This window comes from Streptomyces sp. NPDC002825 (genome assembly GCF_040295385.1).
GTDB lineage: Bacteria > Actinomycetota > Actinomycetes > Streptomycetales > Streptomycetaceae > Streptomyces.
Genome location: NZ_JBEOVH010000006.1, coordinates 112,232 through 131,877 on the forward strand (window position 1 = coordinate 112,232; position 19,646 = coordinate 131,877).

The 19,646-nt window shown below is 74.4% G+C and carries 18 protein-coding genes; 11 read left to right on the forward strand and 7 right to left on the reverse strand.

Annotated elements, in window-relative coordinates; all coding sequences use genetic code 11:
- Positions 1–2: 2 nt before the first annotated feature.
- Together ABT041_RS10520 and ABT041_RS10525 are read left to right on the forward strand one after the other, a co-directional pair.
- Positions 3–1,364: a hypothetical protein gene (locus ABT041_RS10520; protein ID WP_351182244.1), complete on the forward strand. Its 1,362-nt coding sequence runs from the start codon at positions 3–5 to the stop codon at positions 1,362–1,364.
- Between the two features lie 167 nt (positions 1,365–1,531).
- Entirely contained in the window at positions 1,532–2,809 is a 1,278-nt protein-coding gene (locus ABT041_RS10525) for an aromatic acid exporter family protein (RefSeq protein ID WP_351182247.1), read from the forward strand.
- Here ABT041_RS10525 and ABT041_RS10530 read toward each other — a convergent pair.
- The 4 genes from ABT041_RS10530 to ABT041_RS10545 form a co-directional block, all read right to left on the reverse strand.
- On the reverse strand, positions 2,772–3,971 hold the full coding sequence (locus ABT041_RS10530; protein ID WP_351182250.1) for a lactate 2-monooxygenase: 1,200 nt from the start codon (positions 3,969–3,971) through the stop codon (positions 2,772–2,774). The genes ABT041_RS10525 and ABT041_RS10530 overlap by 38 nt on opposite strands.
- 169 nt (positions 3,972–4,140) lie before the next feature.
- Positions 4,141–6,135 carry a CASTOR/POLLUX-related putative ion channel gene (locus ABT041_RS10535; protein ID WP_351182252.1) on the reverse strand — a complete coding sequence of 665 codons (1,995 nt, stop codon included), beginning with the start codon at positions 6,133–6,135 and terminating at the stop codon, positions 4,141–4,143.
- A 65-nt stretch (positions 6,136–6,200) separates the two neighbouring features.
- Positions 6,201–6,968, reverse strand: a complete 768-nt coding sequence (locus ABT041_RS10540) for an NPP1 family protein (protein ID WP_351182255.1) — start codon at positions 6,966–6,968, stop codon at positions 6,201–6,203.
- Positions 6,969–7,092: 124 nt separating this feature from the next.
- Positions 7,093–7,659: a TetR/AcrR family transcriptional regulator gene (locus ABT041_RS10545; protein ID WP_351182258.1), complete on the reverse strand. Its 567-nt coding sequence runs from the start codon at positions 7,657–7,659 to the stop codon at positions 7,093–7,095.
- A 78-nt stretch (positions 7,660–7,737) separates the two neighbouring features.
- On the opposite strand from ABT041_RS10545, the gene ABT041_RS10550 reads away from it, so the two are divergent.
- The 8 genes from ABT041_RS10550 to ABT041_RS10585 all read left to right on the forward strand — a co-directional run bounded on the left by ABT041_RS10550 (position 7,738) and on the right by ABT041_RS10585 (position 16,366).
- Complete coding sequence (locus tag ABT041_RS10550; RefSeq protein ID WP_351182261.1) at positions 7,738–8,910, forward strand: FAD-dependent monooxygenase; 1,173 nt, start codon at positions 7,738–7,740, stop codon at positions 8,908–8,910.
- Positions 8,911–8,943: 33 nt separating this feature from the next.
- Positions 8,944–10,137 carry a macrolide-inactivating glycosyltransferase gene (gene mgt, locus ABT041_RS10555; protein ID WP_351182264.1) on the forward strand — a complete coding sequence of 398 codons (1,194 nt, stop codon included), beginning with the start codon at positions 8,944–8,946 and terminating at the stop codon, positions 10,135–10,137.
- Positions 10,138–10,242: 105 nt separating this feature from the next.
- Positions 10,243–11,748: an ABC transporter substrate-binding protein gene (locus ABT041_RS10560; protein WP_351182735.1), complete on the forward strand. Its 1,506-nt coding sequence runs from the start codon at positions 10,243–10,245 to the stop codon at positions 11,746–11,748.
- On the forward strand, positions 11,745–13,502 hold the full coding sequence (locus ABT041_RS10565) for an ABC transporter permease subunit (RefSeq protein ID WP_351182267.1): 1,758 nt from the start codon (positions 11,745–11,747) through the stop codon (positions 13,500–13,502). Before ABT041_RS10560 ends, ABT041_RS10565 begins: the two co-directional genes overlap by 4 nt.
- On the forward strand, positions 13,483–14,418 hold the full coding sequence (locus tag ABT041_RS10570; protein ID WP_351182270.1) for an ABC transporter ATP-binding protein: 936 nt from the start codon (positions 13,483–13,485) through the stop codon (positions 14,416–14,418). The genes ABT041_RS10565 and ABT041_RS10570 overlap by 20 nt, the downstream gene beginning before the upstream one ends.
- On the forward strand, positions 14,415–15,095 hold the full coding sequence (locus ABT041_RS10575; RefSeq protein WP_351182273.1) for an ABC transporter ATP-binding protein: 681 nt from the start codon (positions 14,415–14,417) through the stop codon (positions 15,093–15,095). The genes ABT041_RS10570 and ABT041_RS10575 overlap by 4 nt, the downstream gene beginning before the upstream one ends.
- 16 nt (positions 15,096–15,111) lie before the next feature.
- On the forward strand, positions 15,112–15,510 hold the full coding sequence (locus ABT041_RS10580; protein WP_351182276.1) for a nuclear transport factor 2 family protein: 399 nt from the start codon (positions 15,112–15,114) through the stop codon (positions 15,508–15,510).
- A 178-nt stretch (positions 15,511–15,688) separates the two neighbouring features.
- Entirely contained in the window at positions 15,689–16,366 is a 678-nt protein-coding gene (locus ABT041_RS10585) for a lysophospholipid acyltransferase family protein (RefSeq protein ID WP_351182279.1), read from the forward strand.
- 14 nt (positions 16,367–16,380) lie between these two features.
- On the opposite strand, the gene ABT041_RS10590 is transcribed toward ABT041_RS10585, so the two are convergent.
- Entirely contained in the window at positions 16,381–16,779 is a 399-nt protein-coding gene (locus tag ABT041_RS10590) for a DUF4345 domain-containing protein (protein WP_351182282.1), read from the reverse strand.
- Between the two features lie 93 nt (positions 16,780–16,872).
- Here ABT041_RS10590 and ABT041_RS10595 point away from each other — a divergent pair, with 93 nt between their 5' ends.
- Complete coding sequence (locus ABT041_RS10595) at positions 16,873–17,481, forward strand: TetR/AcrR family transcriptional regulator (protein WP_351182285.1); 609 nt, start codon at positions 16,873–16,875, stop codon at positions 17,479–17,481.
- Positions 17,482–17,509: 28 nt separating this feature from the next.
- Here ABT041_RS10595 and ABT041_RS10600 read toward each other — a convergent pair whose 3' ends face one another.
- Both ABT041_RS10600 and ABT041_RS10605 read right to left on the reverse strand, forming a co-directional pair.
- On the reverse strand, positions 17,510–18,433 hold the full coding sequence (locus ABT041_RS10600; RefSeq protein WP_351182288.1) for a glutaminase: 924 nt from the start codon (positions 18,431–18,433) through the stop codon (positions 17,510–17,512).
- The gene (locus ABT041_RS10605; RefSeq protein WP_502976427.1) at positions 18,430–19,524 is read right to left on the reverse strand and encodes an enoyl-CoA hydratase/isomerase family protein; all 1,095 of its coding nucleotides are present in this window, start codon (positions 19,522–19,524) and stop codon (positions 18,430–18,432) included. The genes ABT041_RS10600 and ABT041_RS10605 overlap by 4 nt, the downstream gene beginning before the upstream one ends.
- Between the last annotated feature and the right edge of the window lie 122 nt (positions 19,525–19,646).

Sequence of the window (19,646 nt, forward strand, 5' to 3'; positions counted from 1 at the left end):
CCATGAGGAACAGACATCCGGCGGGCGCGCTGAGCGCGGCCCTGGTCGTGGCCCTGGCGACGGGCGCGTGCACCGCCGGTGCCGTCGGCGGCCGGGCCGCGAGCGGGGTCCCCTCGTCGAGCGGCGGCTGCGTACGGGCCCTGGACACCGAGACCGGCAGGAAGGCCGGGGGGTGCCTGCCGCTGGCCCCCGAGCAGGACCGGGTCGACCGGGTCACGCCGGTGTTCGGCCGGCCGACGGACATCACCAACCCGCTCCATGCCAGTTCGAAGCTCCAGCAGGTGATCTACGGCGGTCAGGTCGACGAGAAGCCGTTCCGCACCGAGCTCACCCTGCTGCCCGACATCAAGACCATCACCGTGAACGGCGAGCCCGTCCGGGCGCGCACGCTGCAGTTCCTGTCCTTCTCGGACGGGCGGATCAAGGAGGCGGCGCTCGACTGGTTCGCGCAGGCCGACGACGGATCGGTCTGGTACCTCGGCGAGGACGTCTTCAACTACGAGGACGGGGTGGTCGCGGACACCAGCGGGACGTGGCGGTCCGGGAAGTCGGGTCCGGCCGCGATGATCATGCCTGCCCATCCGAAGGCCGGAGACGTGTACCGGCCGGAGAACAGCCCGGGGGTGGTCTTCGAGGAGGTCACCGTCAAGGCCGTCGGGCAGACGGTCGCCGGGCCGTACGGCCCCGTCGAGGGCGCGATGACGACGACCGAGATCCACATGGACGGCACGCACGAGGAGAAGGTCGTGGCCCCCGGCTACGGCGAGTTCGTCATCGACGAGCCGGGCGGCGACCTGGAGGCGGTCGAGCTGGCCGTCCCGACGGACGTCACCCGGGGCCCCGTACCGGCCGAACTCGCGGCCCTGTCGGCGGCCGTGCGCGCGGCTCACACCGGGGCGACCGAGGCGAACGTGGCGAAGGTGCGGGCCGCCTGGGACGCGTACCGGGCCGCCGACCGGGTGCCCCGGCTGCTCGTCCGGCAGATGGACCGGGACCTCGACTCGCTGGCCACGGCCGTCAAGGCACGCGATGCCGACCTCGTCCGTGGCGCGGTGCTGCGGGTCGCCCAGAACGATCTCGACCTGCACCTGCGCTACGAGCCGCTCGCGACGGTCGAGGCCGCCCGGATGGGGCTGTGGGCGCGCCAGTCGGCGCTGGACGGCGCCGCCCGGGACGCCGGCGCGATCGCCGGGGACGTGAGCAGCCTCGAACTCACCTGGGACCGTGTGAAGCAGGGCACGGATCCGGACCGGGCGGGCCGGATCGCCGCCTCGCTGCGGGCCCTGCGCGACGCGGCCGACCGCAAGGACACGGCCGTCGCCCAGCAGGCGGTGGAGCGGCTCTCCTCCGCCCTGTCGGGCTGACCCCTCAGGACCGATCGACCCCGGCATCCGGATGACCGGAACCCCAGGGCGCCGGGGTCTTCGGCGCGTCGGCGTGCCTGTGGACGCGGCAGCGCGGAGCATCGCGGTTCGATGGCGTGGGGGCGGGCACGCGCACCCGCAGGTTCCCGACCGCCGGAGGAGGATCCATGCCGCACGGCTCCGTCCGACACGTCCTTCCGCGCCCGTGGCGCCGCTGGGGGTGGTGGCAGCGGTGGCGGCGGGACCCGGTGGTGGTGCAGACGGTGCGGTCGACGGCCGCGGCGACGATCTCGTACGTCGTCGCCCTCCAGCTCAGTACGGAACCGGCGCCGCTGACCGCCCCGCTCACCGCGCTGCTCGTCGTCCAGGTGACGCTGTACTCGACGCTCACGACGAGCCTGCGGCGGGTGAACTCGGTCGTCGTGGGCGTGCTCATCGCCATCGCGTTCAGCGCGCTCGTCGGACTCAGCTGGTGGAGCCTCGCCCTGGTCATCCTGGCCTCCCTCGTCGTGGGCCGGTACGTGCGGGTGGAGGAGTTCGTGCCCGAGGTGGCCATCAGCGCGATGCTCGTCCTCGGTGTCACCCAGGTCGCCGACACCGCCTGGGACCGCGTCCTGGAGACCCTGATCGGCGCCGTGGTGGGTCTGCTCTTCAACATGGTGCTCGTCCCGCCGGTCTGGGTGGACACCGCCGGGGACTCGATCGTGGACCTGGCCCGGCGGATGCGCCGGCTGCTCCTTGACGTCGGCGAGGAGCTGACGGAGCCGGAGGCCGGGCCCGAACCGGTCCCGGTTCCGGAGGCGGTCTCCTCCCCCGCTCCGGTGGAGCGCGTGGCGGCGCGGCTGCACGAGGCACGGCGCCTCGACAACGACGTCGCGGACGTCGACGCGGCCCTGCGGCAGGCGGAGGACAGCCTCCGGCTCAACCCACGGGTCAAGGAGGGGCTGCTGCACCGGATCGTGCTGCGCACGGGCCTCGACACCCTGGAGATCTGCGCGGTCGTGCTCCGCGTCCTCACCCGTTCCCTGACCGACCTGGCGAAGGAACGGGGCGGGGCCTCGCTCGTGGGCCGGGAGACGGGTCTGGCGCTGCGGGAGACCTTTCAGCACCTCGGCGACACCCTGGTGAGTTTCGCCGTCCTCGTCACCTCGCCTTCGAGCGAGGGAGCCCAGGCGGCGGAGGGCCGCCTGGGCGAGGACCTGCGGGCCGCCCGCGCCGCCCGTGACCACACCGCCCGGCTGCTGGAGGACGAGGCGGCGCACGATCCGGAGCGCTGGCAGTTGTACGGCGCGCTGCTCACCGAGATCGACCGCGTCCTCGACGAGCTCGAACCGGATCACCGCGGGCGCCGCCTGATGGAGGAGCTGGACCGGCACACGCGCGCGCGTGAGGAACGGCGGCGCCGCGTCACCTCCCTCGCGGCCCGGGCGCGCCGTGCGTCATGACGGGCCGCAGGGCGCCCTCCACCCGGAGGTCGGCCAGGGTCGGGTAGCCGTCGACGGCGAGGATCAGGTCGGTCTCGGCGAGCAGGGAGCGCAGCACGTGGACGACGCCGTCCGCCCCGCCGAGGGCGAGCCCGTACGCGTACGGGCGGCCGATGCCGACCGCCGTGGCGCCGAGGGCCAGTGCCTTCACGATGTCGGCGCCGGTGCGGACGCCTGAGTCGAAGAGCACGGGCAGGCCCTCGGCGGCGGCGACCACGTCGGGGAGGGCGTCGAGGGCGGGCAGGCCGCCGTTGGCCTGGCGTCCGCCGTGGTTGGAGCAGTAGATGCCGTCGACGCCGCCGTCCCTGGCCCGGCGGACGTCCTCCGGGTGGCAGATGCCCTTGAGGAGGATCGGCAGGTCGGTCAGCGAGCGCAGCCAGGCGAGGTGCTCCCACCGGAGCGGCTCGCCGAAGATCCCCGCCCATTCCGCGACGACGGCGCGCGGGTCCTCCTCGGGGGCCTTGGCGAGGCGCGCCCGGAAGACGGGGTCGGAGGTGTAGTTGGCCAGGCAGTGTCCGCGCAGTTGCGGGAAGTTGCTGGTGGCGAGGTCCCGGGGGCGCCAGCCGGTGATCCAGGTGTCGAGGGTGACGACGATGCCCCGGAAGCCGGCCTCCTCGGCGCGGTGCACGAGGCTCTCCGCGAGGGCGCGGTCGGTGGGGGTGTACAGCTGGAAGAAGCCGGGGGTGTCCCCGCACGCGGCGGCGACCTCCTCCATGGGGTCGACGGTGAGCGTGGAGGCGATCATGGGTACGCCGGTACGTGCGGCGGCCCGGGCCGTCGCGAGGTCGCCGTGTCCGTCCTGGGCGCAGAGTCCGATCACTCCGACGGGCGCCATGAACAGCGGGGACGGCAGCCTGAGGCCGAACAGGTCGACGGACAGGTCGCGCCGGGCGGCGCCGACCATCATGCGCGGGACGAGCCCCCACTGCCGGAAGGCGGCGACGTTGGCCTCCTGGGTGTGCTCGTCGCCCGCGCCGCCGGCCACGTACGACCAGAGCGAGGGCGGCAGCGCCGCGCGGGCCTTCGCCTCCAGTTCGGCGAAGGTCATCGGCAGCGTGGGCGTGACGCCGAAGAGCCCGTCGAGGTAGATCTCGTTCTGGTAGTCGCCGTACTGCTGGGGCATGAGGGGCGTCGTCCCTTCCGGTGGCCGGGTGCTGTCCCGGCCACCCTGCCCGTCCCGCGCGCGCGTGACCAGGTGCCGGGCCTGTGAGCCCTGTGGTGGGGGGCGGCAGCCTGGTCACCACGCCCCTGCAAGGTTGCCGCCGGCCTGACGCGTCGGCCGGGGGCATGCGTCAGGGGCGCCCCGGGCCGATGACCACGACCTCGTCCTCCGGGTGCCAGTGGCGGACCTGGGCCTTGGGCGGGTTGATGCGCAGACCGTGGTCCGGGGCGGCCAGGGCGCGGTAGCCGATGGCGCAGGCGCCCTGGCGGGCCGCCGATGCGGCGACGGCGGCGAAGGGGGCGGCGCGTCCGGTCGTGACGTAGTGGGCGGCCGGCCGCAGATGGAGGCTGTTGCCGTCCGGACCGAGGAGTTCCTCGAACACGGCGGCGAGGTGGGGGTTCTGGGAGATCTGGGCCATGAGGAGGCCGATGAGCCTGCCGCTGACGACGAAGTCGGCTCCGGGGGCCGGCGGTGCGATGAGCCGGTTGCGGTCGTCGGTCAGCTCGGTCACCACGGGGAGACGCAGGCCGTCGGCCCGTTCCCCGGCCCGCAGATGGACGAGGGTGACGAGCGTCCGGTCGTCCGGGTCGGCGTGGCCCGGCCGGGGGTCGGGGCCCAGCACGATCGCGGCGTCGTAGCGGGCGAGGTCGAGCGCGTCCGTGGTCGCGCGCAGTGTGGGATCGCAGGGCCGGTGGAGCACCGTCGTGCGCGCCCCGACGGCTTCGGTGACCGTGCGGATGCCGGTGAGGGTGGCGGGGCGCGGTGCGGCCACGATGTCGAGCGCCGAGCCGGGTGGTGCACTGCCCGCCAGCCGGGCGGCGATGCGGGGTGCCCGGCGGTTCCAGCCGAGGAGGAGGACGCGTGTGGGCCCCGCCGGGGTCTCGGGCGGTGCGTGCGTGAGGGCCGTCGGGTCGTAGGGGGCGGGGGTGACCGACAGCCGGGTGGACCGTTCGTCCTCGGCGATCACGAGGAGGGTGTCGTGGGCGAGGATCCGGGTGGAGCGGGGCGGGTTGAGGGTGACGGTGCCGTCGCCGTGGACGAGGCCGACTGCGGTGGACACCGGGCAGGCACGGGCGGCCTCGTCGAAGGTGCGGCCCGGTGGACCCGGATCCCGGACGGTGTGGAACTCGTGCCCCGCGAAGTCGAGGAGTTCCTGGTGGACGAGGGAGAGTCCGGGCCGTCGCACGCAGTCGACGAGGAGTCCGGTCGCGATGTCGTCCATGTCGAGGACGGTGGCCCGGGGTCCGCCGGCCAGCCGGGCGGCGGTGAGGTAGCGGTCGTCGCGGACGGCGGCGACGACGCGTACGGGATCGGCCTCCCCCACGGAGGCCGAGAGGGAGAGCAGCACTTTGACGACCTCGGCGTCGTCACGGGGGTTGTCACGGGGCAGGACCAGGACGCTGTCCGCCGTCGCCGGGCTCACGCGCGCGAGTGCGGCGGGATCGGCGGGGCGGCCGGTGCGGCAGACGATCCTGGTGCGCCCGGTGGGGCCGACGGTGGCGCGCAACTCCTCCTCCATGGCGGGTTTGTCGCGGTCGGCGAGGACCGCGACGACCCGGCGGCGCCGGTCGGTGCGGGCGGCGACGAGTTCGGAGACGACGGTCGGGATCTGTTCGGACCATCCGAGGACGACGGCGTGTCCGCTCTCCAGGATCCTGGCGTGACCTCGGTCGAGGGCGATGAGCCGGTCGGTGAGGCCGGTGGTGATGAGACTGACGAGGGTGGAGACGTAGAAGAGCGCGATGAGGGCGAGGAGTACGGACAGGGCGACGCGCAGCGGGGGTCCGACCTCGCCGCCCAGGCGCATGGTCTGTCCGGTGTTGCGCCACACGGCGGCGAGGCGGGAACCGAGGGAGTCGGGGGTGCGCTGGTCGGTCCAGGCCAGCACGGTGCTGACGGGGACGACGAGCGCGAGGCAGACGAGGGCCAGCCAGCCGCAGAGGGCGGCCGTGCCACGGGTCAGGGTGGTGTCGAACCAGTACCGCAGGCGTTCCTCGGCGGAGCGGGCCCGGTGGTTCGGCAGGGGCCGGGAGTCGACGGGCGAGGTTTCCTCGAACCGGTGGGCGTCGGGTCCCTGTACGGCGCCCCGCTGCCCGGGAACGACCTTTTTGTCTTCTTTTCGCACGCCAGCAGCGTGCCGCCCCGCCGTCGGCGGCGGGGCGGCATCCGGGCATGTTCATCCCTTCGTGCTCAGGCGTACGGATCGAAAGGGATTCCGGCCGGCTTCGCCTTGGCCAGGTGGGAGGCGAGGTTCCCGTCCTTGAGCCCGAAGACCGCGCTGCCGAAGTCGGCCTGGGTGAGCTTCTCGCGGATGCCGGCGGGATAGCCGTTCCAGCCGACCAGGGCGGGGAACTGCCAGGTGTGCTGGTGGTTCTCGGGCGGCTCGTCGTTGGTGTTCGCAGGGCGGAAGCAGTGGGTGCCGATGCCGTCCTTGTGGTAGACGATCTTCGGGTGGGTGCCGTCCCAGCGGATCCGGTCGCGGCCGTAGATGTCGAAGTCGCCGTGGGCGGAGGTGGAGACGTACTGGGCCTGGTCGTTCTGCACCCAGACCACGACGTGTTCCCAGTCGTGCCGGTGGCCGCCGAGGCTGCTGCCGGGCAGCGCCTGGTCCTTCTCGAAGTAGAGCCCGTAGATGACGGCGCACCAGCCGTTGTTGCACTTCGCGCGTGCGTACCCGTTGGTGTTGGTGAGGTCCCAGGCGTCGCGGCACTGGCCGTTGAGGGCGCCGGAGGGGTTGAGCCCGCCGTTGAGCGTCCCGTCGGGTCCGATCGCGGGGGTGGGGTAGCAGCCGTCCGTGTCGTAGTCGTAGGCCGGCTGGAAGGTCTCCTCCAGGCCGTCGGCGTTGGCGGGCAGGGCGGTGGGCGGTGCGGCGAGCGCGCTGCTCGGCAGGGCGATGATCAGCGCGAGGGCGCCGGCGAGCGCGAGCGCGCCCCTGGTGGCGTACGCGGGTGTCTTCACTGCGTCCCCCTGGGTCGGTGGTCGTGGACCGACCCGCATCTTGGCATGCACATCACAGGTACGCGAGGGTGCCGCAGCCCCGGGGAAAGTCTTCACCCCGCCGCCGCCCCCGGTGTGCGCACCCTCAGCGCAGGGCGGCCGTCACCAGGTGGCGGATCTCCTCGGCGGAAACGGTGCCGCCGTTGACCAGGCGGTCGAAGACCAGGCCGTCCACACAGGTGAGCAGGGTGACCGTGCGCGCAGGGGCGTCCGTGACCCCCCGGGAGGCGAGGAAGTCCTCGACGGACCTCCGGGCCGCGTTGTCACGCGGCACGAGGATCTCCCGCAGCTCGGGGTGGTGCACGCTCTCCAGGGCGCAGGCGTAGCGCGCGAGGGAGCGGCGGCGGCCTTCCCCGCCGAGCCTGAGTCCGGCGAAGGCGGTGAGCCCGGCGACGAGTTCCTCGGGGTCACGCGGCGCCCCGGCCCGCTGTCCGGCCTCCTGGATCTCGGCCTGGTCGCGCTCGGCGAGGCGGCGGACGAGCGCGGTCAGGAGGGACTGCCGGGTGCGGTGGTACGCGGAGGTGGTGCCGGGCGGCAGACCCGCGGCCCGGTCGACCGCGCGGTGGGTGAGGCCGCGCATGCCGTGCTCGGCGAGCACGTCGATGGCGGTGTCGGCGAGGAGGGTGCGTCGGGCGGAGGCGTCGGCGGGCATCCCCCCTTTCTACACCTGTAGAGACGAGGAGTACGGTTCTTCTACAGCTGTAGAAGAACCGACAGAGGGGTGCCGGGCATGGACGGCGGGAAAGCAGTGGTGGTCGGTGGCGGGATCGGCGGCCTCGCGGCGGCGATCGGGCTGCGGCGGGTCGGGTGGGAGGTGACCGTCCTCGAACGGGCGGCCGCCCTCGGCGACGCCGGCGCGGGAATCTCCCTCCACGCCAACGGCATCCGCGCCCTGGACGCGCTGGGTGTCGGCGCGGGGGTGCGGGAGGCCGCCCGGCCCCAGTACACCGGCGGCACCCGCGTCCCGGGCGGCGGCCGGCTGGCCCGGATGGACGGGGCCGCCCTGGAGCGGGCCCTGGGCACCCCGATCGTCGGGATCCCGCGCGCCGACCTGCACCGGCTGCTGCGCGCGGCACTGCCCGACGGGTGCCTGACCGTCGGGGCGGAGGTGACGTCCCTGGACCTGACCCACCCCGACCGGGTGCACGTGGTCACCGGGGACGGGGCACGGGAAGCGGAGCTGGTGGTGGCCGCCGACGGCGTGAACAGCGGCCTGCGCAGGCTGCTGTTCCCCGCCCACCCGGCTCCGGCGTACAGCGGATCGACGGTCCTGCGCGCCCTCACCGACTCCGCCCTCCCGCTGGCGTCCGACTTCGAGCTGACCTGGGGCCGGGGCGCCGAGTTCGGGCACATCGCCCTCGCCGACGGGCGGGCGGAGTGGCACGCCGTGCTCAACTCCCCGCCGGGAGTACGCCATCGGGATCCGCTGGAGGTGCTGCGCCGGCGCTTCCGCGACTGGCACGAGCCGATCCCGAGCCTTCTCGCGGCCACCCGCCCGGAGGCCGTACTGCACCACGACATCCACGAACTGGCCACTCCCCTGCCGACCTTCGTCGCCGGCAGGGTCGCGCTGCTGGGCGACGCGGCCCACGCCATGACCCCGAACCTCGGCCAGGGCGCCTGCCAGGCCCTCGAGGACGCGGTGTCCCTGGCCGCCGCACTCGCCGCCGCGCCCGACGTCGGCTCGGCGCTGTCCCGGTACGACGCGGAGCGGCGTCCGCGCAGCCAGTCCGTCGCCCGCGCCGCCCGCCGGGCCGGCCGGATGGGCCAGCAGCTCGCGCATCCCGTCGCCGTCGCCGTACGCAACACGGCCATGCGGGCGGCACCGGACGGCGTCACCCTGCGCGCCATCCTGCGGCACGCCGACTGGACGCCGCCGAGCCTGCACCCGCGAAAAAACTAGACGAGACGTATCGTCTCGCCTAGGGTGGCCGCCATGACCACGCCTTCCCCCGCACACATCGCCATGTTCTCCATCGCCGCCCACGGCCACGTGAACCCCAGCCTGGAGGTCATCCGCGAGCTCGTCGCGCGGGGCCACCGCGTCAGCTACGCCGTCCCGGCGTCCTTCGCCGAGAAGGTCGCGGAGACCGGGGCGACGCCCGTCGTCTACACCTCCACACTGCCGACCGACGACGACCCGGACGGCTGGGGCACCGAGCTGATCGACAACCTCGAACCGTTCCTCGCCGACGCGATGCAGGCGCTGCCGCAGCTGACCGAGGCCTTCGACGGGGACCGGCCGGACCTGGTGCTCCACGACATCACCTCCTATCCGGCGCCCGTCCTCGCCCACACCTGGGGCGTCCCCGCCGTCTCGCTGTGGCCGAACCTGGTGCCGTGGGAGGGGTACGAGGAAGAGGTCGCCGAGCCGATGTTCGCCGAGCTCAAGGCCTCACCGCGCGGCAAGGCCCACTACGCGCGCTTCGAGGAGTGGCTCGGCGCACACGGGATCGACACCGACCCGGACAGGTTCGTCGCCCGCCCGCGCCGCGCGATCGTCCTCATCCCGCGGGCCCTCCAGCCGCAGGCCGACCGGGTAGACGAGTCCGTCTACACCTTCGTCGGCGCCTGCCAGGGCTCCCGCGCCGAACAGGGCGAGTGGCAGCGGCCGGCGGGCGCCGAGAAGGTGGTCCTGGTCTCGCTCGGCTCCTCCTTCACCAAGCAGCCCGGCTTCTACCGCGACTGCGTGGAGGCCTTCGCCGGCCTCCCGGGCTGGCACGTGGTCCTGCAGATCGGCAGGTTCGTCGAGCCGGAAGAGCTCGGAGAGCTGCCGGAGAACGTCGAGGTGCACTCCTGGGTCCCCCAGTTGGCGATCCTGCGGCAGGCCGACGCCTTCGTCACCCACGCGGGCGCGGGCGGCAGCCAGGAAGGGCTCGCGACCGGCACCCCCATGGTCGCCGTACCGCAGGCCGTCGACCAGTTCGGGAACGCCGACATGCTCCAATCCCTGGGCGTGGCACGGCATCTGCCCATGGAGGAGGTCACCCCGGAGCGGTTGCGGGAGGCCGTGCTCGCGCTCGTCGACGACCCGGAGGTGGCGCGCCGCGCACGGGAGATCCAGGCGTCGATGGCCCGCGAGGGCGGGACGCTCCGCGCCGCCGACCTGATCGAGGCGGAACTCGGCTGATCCGCCCGGAGCGCGGGACCCGACCCACTAAATGAAAACGATTGTCATAATGCTAGGGTCGGGGCGTCCCCGCACACCGCTCCCCTGAGGACCCCTGTGTTCCGCCTGCCCCCGCACCTTCCGCGCCGCTCCCGGCGCGGCCCCCTGTCCGTCGTCGCCGTGGTCGCCACGACCGCCCTGCTCGGCGGGTGCTTCGCCGGAAGCGGGGCGGGAGGTGGGGGCGAGAGCGGGCGCATACGGGTCGCGATGATGCAGCCGCCCCGCTCGGGGCTCTCCCCGCTGTCCGACGACGCCTTCAAGCTGTCGCGCTGGTCCACCGCCGAGACCCTGGTCCGGCTCGACCGCGACGGGAACGCGATCCCGTCGCTGGCCACCGAGTGGCGGCAGTCCGGGCACAGTTGGACGTTCACCCTGCGCGAGGGGGTGACCTTCCACGACGGGACACGGCTGACCGCCGAGGCCGTCGTCCGCTCCCTGACCGCCGCCGTACGGGCCTCGCCGAAGCCCCGCATCCTCGACGGGGTCGACCTCACCGTCCGCGCGGCCGGCCCGCGTGCGGTCACCGTCACCACGGGCGCCGCCGACCCGCTCGTACCGCAGCGGCTCAGCTCGCCGCAGCTGGCGATCCTCGCCGCCAAGGCGTACGCGGGGCGGACGGTGAACCCCGTCGGGGCCGGGACGGGGCCGTTCGTCCTCGTCCGGGCCGACGGGACCTCGTCGGCGTCCCTCGACCGGTACGAGCGGTACTGGGGCGGCCGCGCCAAGGCCACCGGCATCGACGTCCGGTACGTCCCCGACGGCACCGCACGGGCCGCCGCACTGCGCACCGGCGAGGCCGACATCGTCGAGGCGGTCCCCGTCGCACAGGCCGGACTCCTCGACCAGGACCTGCTGACCGAGGTGCCGATGCCGCGCACCAACACCCTCTACCTCAACACCCGCCGTGGCCCGTTCAAGGACGCGGGCCTGCGGGCCGCCGCCCGGGCCGCCGTCGACGCGCGCGGTCTCGTCACCGGGGTGTACGAGGGCCGGGCCGACCTCGCCACCGGGCTCCTCGGCCCCGCCCTGCCGTGGGCGGCGCCGCTGCGCGCACCGGTACGGCGCGCCCCGGCGGCCGACCCGAAGGGCGCGGCGATCACCATCGGCACGTTCTCCGACCGGGCCGAGCTGCCCGAGGTCGCCCAGCTGCTGCAACAGCAGCTGGAGAGGGCCGGGTTCCGGGTGCGGCTCGACGTGCGCGAGTACGCCGCCGTCGAAGCGGACGCGCTGGCCGGGAAGTTCGACGCCTTCGTCCTGTCACGGGCCACCGTCCTGGACTCCGGCGACCCCGCCGCCTACCTGTACAGCGACTTCGCGAGCGACGGCTCCTTCCACCTCTCCCAGCTCGCCGATCCGGCCGTCGACCGGGCGCTCGCCACCGCGTCGGCGGCACCCGTCGGCGAGGCGCGCCGGCGGGCGATCGTCGCGGCGGAGGCCGTCGTGCTCGCCACCGACGCGGCCGTGCCGATGCTGCACGAGCGCGTCGTCCAGGGCGACGCCGCCGGTGTCGTGGGCGCCGCGCACGACCCGCGCGAACGCGAACTCGTCACCGTCGACACGTACGTACGGTGAAGGCCGTCGCCATCAGGGCGGGAGCGCTCCTCGGCGTCCTGGCCCTGGTCGGGCTGCTGCCCGTGCTGTCCGGCGAGGACCCCGCGCTGCGGGTGCTGCGTGCCCGGTCCGCCGAGCAGGAGCCGACCGCCGAGGCGCTCGCCGCGATCCGCGCCGACCTCGGCCTCGGCTCCGGGCCGTGGGCGCTGCTCGGCGACCGGGCCGCCGGGCTGCTCCGCGGCGACCTCGGGACCTCGTGGGTGTCGGACGCCGAGGTGCTGCCGTCGGTCATGGCGGGGCTCGGCGTGTCGCTGACCCTGATGGGGGCGGCGCTGCTCGTCGCGCTCCTCGTCGGGGCACTGTTCGCCGCACCGGTGCTGCTGCGGGGGCGGGCCACGGGCGGCGCGGTGGCGGCGATGCTGACGTCGGTGCCGGAGTTCCTGCCGGCCCTGGCGCTGCTGATCGTCGTCGGGGTGTGGCTGGGGTGGCTGCCCACCTCGGGCTGGGCGGGTCCGGCCCATGCGGTGCTGCCCGCGCTCGCCCTCGGGCTTCCGGCGGGCGCGCTGCTCGGCCGGCTCGTCGCCGACGCGCTGCCCGCCGTCCTGGCGGAGCGCTGGGCCGAGCTGTGGCGCGGGGCGGGCGTCGGCACGGGGCGGATCCGGGCGGCCGCGCTGCGGCGGACGCTGCCCGCGCTCGCGGGGCAGTTCGGCATGGTGGTCGTCGGTCTGACCGGGGGCGCCGTCGCCGTGGAGACCGTCTTCGCCGTGCCGGGCATCGGGCGTACGGCGCTCGGCGCGGCCCGGTCGCAGGATCTGCCGCTGCTCCAAGGCTGCGTCCTCGTACTCCTCGGCCTCGGACTGCTCGCGGGCGGAGCGGCGTCGCTCGCGCGGCGGGTGCTGCTCGGGCCGGCGCTGCGCGAGGCGGGGCTGAGCCTGCCGCCGCCCCGGCGCCTGCGGGTTCCCGTCGCCGTGCCGGTGCTCCTCGGGGCCCTCCTCGCCGGGGCGATCGGCTGGGGGCTGCTGCGCGATCCGTACGCCGTCGACCTCGGCGCACGCCTCGCCGGTCCGTCGGCCGAACGGCCGCTCGGCGCGGACGCGTTGGGCCGGGACGTCCTGGCCCGGCTCGGGCACGGCGCGGCGGCGACGGTCGGCGCGGCCGCCGCCGTGACCCTCGCCGCCCTGGTGGTCGCGCTCGTGCTCGTACTCCTGCCGGGGCCCGCGGCTGCGCTCGCGGACGCCGCCAACGCGCTGCCGCCGGTCGTGCTCGGGCTCCTGGTGGCCGCCGTGGCCGGGCCCGGCACGGGAGCGGCGGCGCTCGCCGTGACGCTCGGCGCCTGGCCGCCCCTCGCCTCCCATGCCGCGGCACTCGTCCAGGAGGTGCGGGCCTCCGGGTTCCTCGTCGCCCAGCGGGCGCTCGGCGCCGGGCCGTGGTGGGTGTGGACCCGGCACGTCCTGCCGTCGGTGGCCGGTCCGCTCGCCCGGCACACCGTGCTGCGGCTGCCCGGGGTGGCCCTGGCGCTCGCCTCGCTCGGCTTCCTGGGGCTCGGCGCACAGCCGCCGTCGCCCGAGTGGGGGCTGCTCCTGGACGAGTCGGCCGGCTACGTCGAGCGGGCGCCGGTGGCCGCGCTGGCGCCGGCCGTGGCTCTCGCGCTGCTCGCCGCGCTCGCCGTCTCCCTGTCGCAGGGCTCCCCGGGGCGCCGGGCCGCCCGACGCCGTACCCGTACCCACACCCGTACCGCACGAAAGGCCTCGTCCGTTGCCGCTCCCTCCGTCTGAACCCCTGCTCGCCGTCGAGGGGCTCCGCGTCTCCTTCACGGGGGCCGAGGCCGTGCGCGGGGTCTCGTTCGACATCCAGCCGGGCGAGGTCCTCGCGCTGGTCGGGGAGTCCGGCGCGGGCAAGTCCCTGACGGCCCGGGCCCTCCTCGGACTCACCCCGCACGGGGCCGCCGTCTCCGGCCGCGTGCTGCTGCGCGGCGCCCCGGTCACGGCTGCCGACCTGGGGCGGCGGCTCGCGTGGATCCCGCAGGACGCGATGGCGTCCCTCTCCCCCGTCCACCGGGTCGACACCCAACTGGCCTTCGCGGCACGGTCTTCTGCACGGAGGCGGCGGGAGGCGCTGGCGGTCGCGCGGCAGGCCCTCGCGCAGGTCGGTCTGACCGGCGAGGCGGTGTCCGCGTATCCGCACGCCCTGTCGGGCGGGATGCGGCAGCGTGCGGTGATCGCGATGGCACTGGTCGACGGGCCGGAGCTGGTCGTGGCGGACGAGCCGACCACCGCGCTCGACCCCGAGCGGCGGGATCAGATCCTCGCGCTGCTGCGGGAGCGCTGCGCGGCGGCAGGAGCGGCGTTGCTGCTCGTGAGCCACGACCTGGAGTCCGTACGCCGGCACGCAGACCGGGTCGCGGTGATGTACGCGGGCCGGATCGTCGAACTCGGCTCGGCCGAAGCGGTGTTGGGACGGCCGTCCGCTCCGTACACCCGGGGCCTGCTCGCCTCGCTGCCGACGGCCGGACTGCCGCACCGCTCGCGGCTCCCCTCCTTCGAGGGCGTTCCGCAGCCTTCCGCCGCGGGGTGCGCCTTCGCCCCCCGGTGTCCGCGCGCGGACGCGCGGTGCCGGGGCGAGGATCCGGGGCCGAGGGCCTACGGGGACCGGCTGGTCGCCTGCCATCACCCGTGGGAGGTGGCGGCGTGAGCGCCCTGCTCGACGTGCGGGACCTCGTCGTCCGGCGCGGGGCGCGAACCGTCCTGGACGGGGTGTCGTTCACGGTGACGGCCGGGGAGAGCGTCGGCCTGGTGGGCCCGTCGGGGTGCGGCAAGTCGACGACGGCCGCGGCCGTGCTCGGACTGCTGCGTCCGGACGCCGGTTCGGTCCGCTTCGACGGGGTCGAGCTGACGGCGCTGAGGGAGCGGGAACTCCGGCCGCTGCGCCGCCGGTTCCAGCCGGTGTTCCAGGATCCGTACGGTTCGCTCTCCCCCCGGCGCCGGATCCGCGAGCAGCTCGCCGAGCCCCTGCGGCTGCACGGCCTGTGGTCGGCCACGGAGGGGCCCGCGCGGGTCGCCGAACTCCTCGCACGCGTGGGCCTCGACCCGGCGCTCGGGGAGCGGCTGCCGCACGAGCTGTCCGGCGGCCAGTGCCAGCGGGTGGGAATCGCCCGGGCCCTGGCCTGCCGACCGGAGCTGCTGGTGCTCGATGAGCCGACGTCGGCGCTCGACCCCACGGTGCGGGCGGGCGTCCTCAACCTCCTGATGGACCTTCAGGACGGCCTGGGCATCGGCATGTTGTTCATCTCCCACGACACCGCGGCCGTACGGCACCTGTGCCACCGCGTCCTCGCCCTGCGCGAGGGACGGCTCGCCGGCGAGGGGTGAGGCGTAGGGTCGTGTCATGTCCAAGACCGAGATCGACCAGGTGACCGCCGAGTTCTACGGCGCGTTCGACAACCGGGGCGGCAAGGCCGCCGACGTGGACCGGATCCGGCGGCTCGTCCTGCCCCAGGGGGTCATCGTCTGCACGGCGCCCACGTTCACCGCGTACTCCGTGGAGGAGTTCGTCGTGCCGCGCGAGCGGCTGCTCGCCGACGGGCGGCTCGTCGACTTCTCCGAGTGGGAGACCTCCGAGGAGACGCGGATCGAGGGCGACATCGCCTCCCGGTTCGGCACCTACCGCAAGTCCGGGGTCCTCGACGGCGAGCCCTACGGGGGCGGGGGCACCAAGACGATCCAGTTCGTCCGGACACCGGACGGCTGGCGGATCGCGGCCCTGTCCTGGTTCGACACCCCCTGACAGGAACACCCTCCCGCCACCCCCGGCTGTCACCGTGCCAGGTGCCACCGCGGACGGGGCTCAGGGCGACGGAGTACCCGGTACGCACCTTGGTTGAGTACGGATGCTCATGTCCGGCCCTCCGGGTCGCCGGACGATGGTTCCGTCACCGTTCCGCCTCGGCTCCAGGGGGTCTCCCGTGCTCAGCCGTCTCGCCGCCCACGTCGTCCCGTTCTTCGGGCGGCTGACCGTCACCTCGGACCCCGGCCGGGTCGAGCCGGGCAGCATCCTCGTCGTGAACCACACGTCGCTCGCCGACCCGGCGCTCGTGCTCGCCGCGCTCCGCAGGCGGCTGGCCGTCGAGCCCGTGCTCCTCGCCACCTCGGGGCTCTGGCGCGTCCCGCTGCTCGGCCGGGCGCTGACCCGCGAGGGTCATGTGCCCGTCCACCGCAACTCGGCCCGTGCGGCGGCCGCTCTGGACCATGCGGCGGTGGCGCTCGCCTCGGGGCGGCACGTGATGCTGTACGCGGAGGGGCGCATCCCGCCGCGCCGGGACGCCGCCGAGAACCCACCGGAGATGTTCCGTACCGGACTCGCGCGGCTCGCCCGGGCGACGGGTGCGCCGGTCGTGCCGATCGGCCAGGCGGGGGCCCGGCGGATCACCTCGGGCGGGCGGGCGAAGCAGCTCGCCGGAGTGCTCACCGCACCCGTCCGCCGGCCGTGCCTGCACGTCCACATCGGTGCGCCGCTGCACCTGCCCGACGACGTGGCCGCCGCCACGGAACTGGCGCACGGCGCCGTGACCGAGGCCTGGCGGACGGCGGCCGGCGCCCTGGGCGAACCGGCGGCCCTCGGCGGCCCGGGAACGGCGCGCTGAATCCGGGACCCTCGTCAGGCGGTCTCCACCTGAGCCCTCTCGTCGGCGTCCGCCAGCCAGAACAGCAGCGGGGAGAGGGCCAGTTCGAGCGCGGCCAGCGCCAGCTGGAACCAGTGCGGCCGTCCCTCGACCGCGAGGGACAGCAGCCTCCCGAGCGCCCCCAGCAGGAACACGGCGGTGAGCGCGCGTACGGCCGCGGCGGGGATCGGCGACCGTCTCGCCGCCCAGAGCCAGGCGAGCCCGTAGCCCGCGAAGATCGCGCCGAAGAACCGGCCGAGGCTGTCGACCGTCGCCCCCGCCGACTCGGCACCCGGAATCGCGGCGTTTCCGGCCAGGACGTGGAGGAGTCCGATGGCCACGCAGGCGTACCCCATGGCCAGGGCGAGCCCCCGAAGTGCCTTGGCTCTGCTCATGTCCGCGACCCCCATCAAGTAGACACACATCTAGTAGTGGAGCGGCACCAGCGTACGGCCCCTTACTGGACACCTGTCAAGTAAGCTGGCGGCGTGCCTCCCCGCAGACGCCTCAACCCCGCCGAACGCCGCGCCCAGCTCCTCGACGTCGCCGCACGGCTCTTCGCGGCGCTGCCGTACGACGAGGTGCTGATGGAGGAGGTCGCCGACCGGGCCGGGGTCTCCCGCGCCCTGCTCTACCAGCACTTCCCCAACAAGCGGGACCTCTTCGCCGCGCTCTACCAGGAGGTCTCCGAGCAGCTGCTCGCGAAGACGCGGCTCGACCCGGCCGACACCCTGGTCGAGCAGCTGACGCAGGGCCTCGACGCGCACATCGACTACTTCGCGGCCAACCGCAACACCGTTCTCGCGGCGAACCGCGTCCTGGCCGGCGACCGCCTCATCCAGACGATCATCAGCGGTGAACTCGACGCCCTGCGCGAGCGGTTGCTCGGGGTGCTGCCGCTCGCCGACGACCGGACGCGGGCGGCGGTGTCGGGCGTCCTGAAGAGCTGGCTGGTCTTCGTGCAGGTGCTGTGCGTGGACTGGCTGACCCACGAGACCTGTACGCGCACCGAGTTGCGCGAGGTGTGCGTCGGAGCGGTCGTGGGGGCCTTGCGGCCCCTCCTCGACGAGGATCCGGCCCCCGACTGGCCCCGCTGACCGCGGGACGCCGCGCCGGTCGGCGGGCTCAGAAGACCGAAAGACCCGTGATGGTGGTGAACCGGTCCAGCGCGGTCACGCCCGCCACCGAGTTGCCCCGGCTGTCCAGGCCGGGGCTCCAGACGCACAGGGTGCAGCGGCCCGGTACCACGGCGACGACCGCGCCGCCGACGCCGCTCTTGCCGGGGAGTCCGACGCGGTAGGCGAAGTCGCCGGCCGCGTCGTAGGTGCCGCAGGTGAGCATGACGGCGTTGACCTGCTTGGCCTGACTGCGGGTCAGCAGGCGGCTTCCGTCGGCGCGGAGCCCGTGCCGGGCCAGGAAGCCGGTGGCGAGGGCCAGGTCGGCGCAGGAGGCCTCCAGGGAGCACTGCCGGAAGTACTCGCTCAGCAGCTCGGGGACGGAACCCGAGATGTTGCCGTAGGAGGCCATGAAGTGGGCGAGGGCCGCGTTGCGGTCGCCGTGCGCCGCCTCGGAGGCGGCGACGCCGGCGTCGAAGGCGAGGGCCGGGTTGCCGCTCTCGGCGCGCAGGAAGGCGAGCAGGCTTCCCGAGGCGTCGCCGGTCAGACGGTGCAGCCGGTCGGTGACGACGAGGGCGCCCGCGTTGATGAACGGGTTGCGCGGGATGCCGTGTTCGTACTCCAGCTGCACGAGGGAGTTGAACGGATCGCCGGAGGGTTCCCGGCCGACATGAGCCCAGAGCGCCTCGCCCTCTCCGGCGAGGGCGAGTGCGAGGGTGAAGACCTTGGTGACGGACTGGGTGGAGAAGGGACGCCGCCAGTCCCCGACTCCGTAGACCGTGCCGTCGAGTTCCGCCACGGCCATGCCGAAGTCGCGCGGATCGCCCTCCGCGAGGGCCGGGATGTAGTCGGCCGGGGCGCCCCGGTCGGTGAGCTCCGCGATCTCCTCGGCGATGCGGTCGAGGACGGGCTGGAAGGAGGTGTCCGCGGTCACGCGCCGCCCCGCACACCCGTGTCGGCGGACGTGGTCTCGGAGAGCGCGGCGGCCAGACCGAGGTCGCCGCCCGACGGCACGACGAAGTAACGGGCGACGTCGGCCTCCGTGACCTCGGCGAGGGTCGCCGGAGTCCAGTGGGGATCGCGGTCCTTGTCGACGACCTGGGCGCGGATGCCCTCGACGAGGTCGGGGGTGCCGAGGGCCGCGCAGGAGACGCGGTACTCCAGGTCGAGGACCTCCTCGAGGCTGCCGAGGGCGCGGGAGCGGCGGAGCGTGGCCAGGGTCGCCTTCAGGGCGGCCGGGGAGCGCGTGAGGAGGGTCTCGGCCGTCTCCTTGGCGGCGGGCACACCGGTGTCGAAGAGGCGCTCGACGATCTCCTCCACGGTCGGGGCGCCGTAGCAGGCGTCGATCCACTCCCGCTGTTCGGCGAGAACGCCCTCCGGCGGCGCGACGGCGCGGCGGGCGAGGGCCTCCTCCGCAGTCCGCTCCGTCAGATCGCGGGCCAGGGCGGGGAGTTCGGCCGAGGGCACGAAGGCGTCGGCGAGGCCCGTGAGGATCGCGTCGGCGGCGCCGATGTGGCCGCCGGTGAGGGCGAGGTGAGTGCCGAGCTCGCCGGGGGCACGGCCGAGAAGAAACGTTCCGCCGACGTCGGGGACGAAGCCGATGCCGGTCTCGGGCATGGCGACCCGGGAGCGTTCCGTGACGACGCGGACGGAGCCGTGCGCGGAGACGCCGACGCCGCCGCCCATCACGATGCCGTCCATGAGGGCGACGTAGGGCTTGGGATAGCGGGCGATGCGGGCGTTGAGCCGGTACTCGTCCTGCCAGAAGGCCGCGGAGGCGGAGCCCCCGGCGCGGGCGTCGTCATGGATGGCGCGGATGTCGCCGCCGGCGCACAGGCCTCGCTCTCCGGCGCCTTCGACGACGACGGTGGTGACGGCCGGATCGTGCTCCCAGGCGGTGAGGGCGTCGTCGACGGCGAGGACCATGGCATGGGTGAGGGCGTTGATGGCGCGGGGCCGGTTCAGGGTGATGAACCCGGCGCGGTCCTCTGTCCGGAGGAGCACGTCGGGGGTTCCGGTCGCCACGATCACTGGGTCCCTTCGGGTGGCACGACACTGTGTCCCGGCCACCGTACCGGGACGCGTCGCACCCTCCGGAAACGGGGTGGAGGGGCGGGAAGGACTCATCCGCTTCTCGCGGATCCTGA

What these genes read in the sequence shown, in the direction of transcription:
- ABT041_RS10520 (WP_351182244.1), top strand. Translation starts at nt 3, where the DNA reads ATGAGGAACAGACATCCGGCGGGCGCGCTGAGCGCGGCCCTGGTCGTG.
- ABT041_RS10550 (WP_351182261.1), top strand. Translation starts at nt 7,738, where the DNA reads ATGGACGGCGGGAAAGCAGTGGTGGTCGGTGGCGGGATCGGCGGCCTC.
- ABT041_RS10545 (WP_351182258.1), bottom strand. Translation starts at nt 7,659, where the DNA reads ATGCCCGCCGACGCCTCCGCCCGACGCACCCTCCTCGCCGACACCGCC.
- ABT041_RS10590 (WP_351182282.1), bottom strand. Translation starts at nt 16,779, where the DNA reads ATGAGCAGAGCCAAGGCACTTCGGGGGCTCGCCCTGGCCATGGGGTAC.
- ABT041_RS10530 (WP_351182250.1), bottom strand. Translation starts at nt 3,971, where the DNA reads ATGCCCCAGCAGTACGGCGACTACCAGAACGAGATCTACCTCGACGGG.
- ABT041_RS10580 (WP_351182276.1), top strand. Translation starts at nt 15,112, where the DNA reads ATGTCCAAGACCGAGATCGACCAGGTGACCGCCGAGTTCTACGGCGCG.
- mgt (WP_351182264.1), top strand. Translation starts at nt 8,944, where the DNA reads ATGACCACGCCTTCCCCCGCACACATCGCCATGTTCTCCATCGCCGCC.
- ABT041_RS10525 (WP_351182247.1), top strand. Translation starts at nt 1,532, where the DNA reads ATGCCGCACGGCTCCGTCCGACACGTCCTTCCGCGCCCGTGGCGCCGC.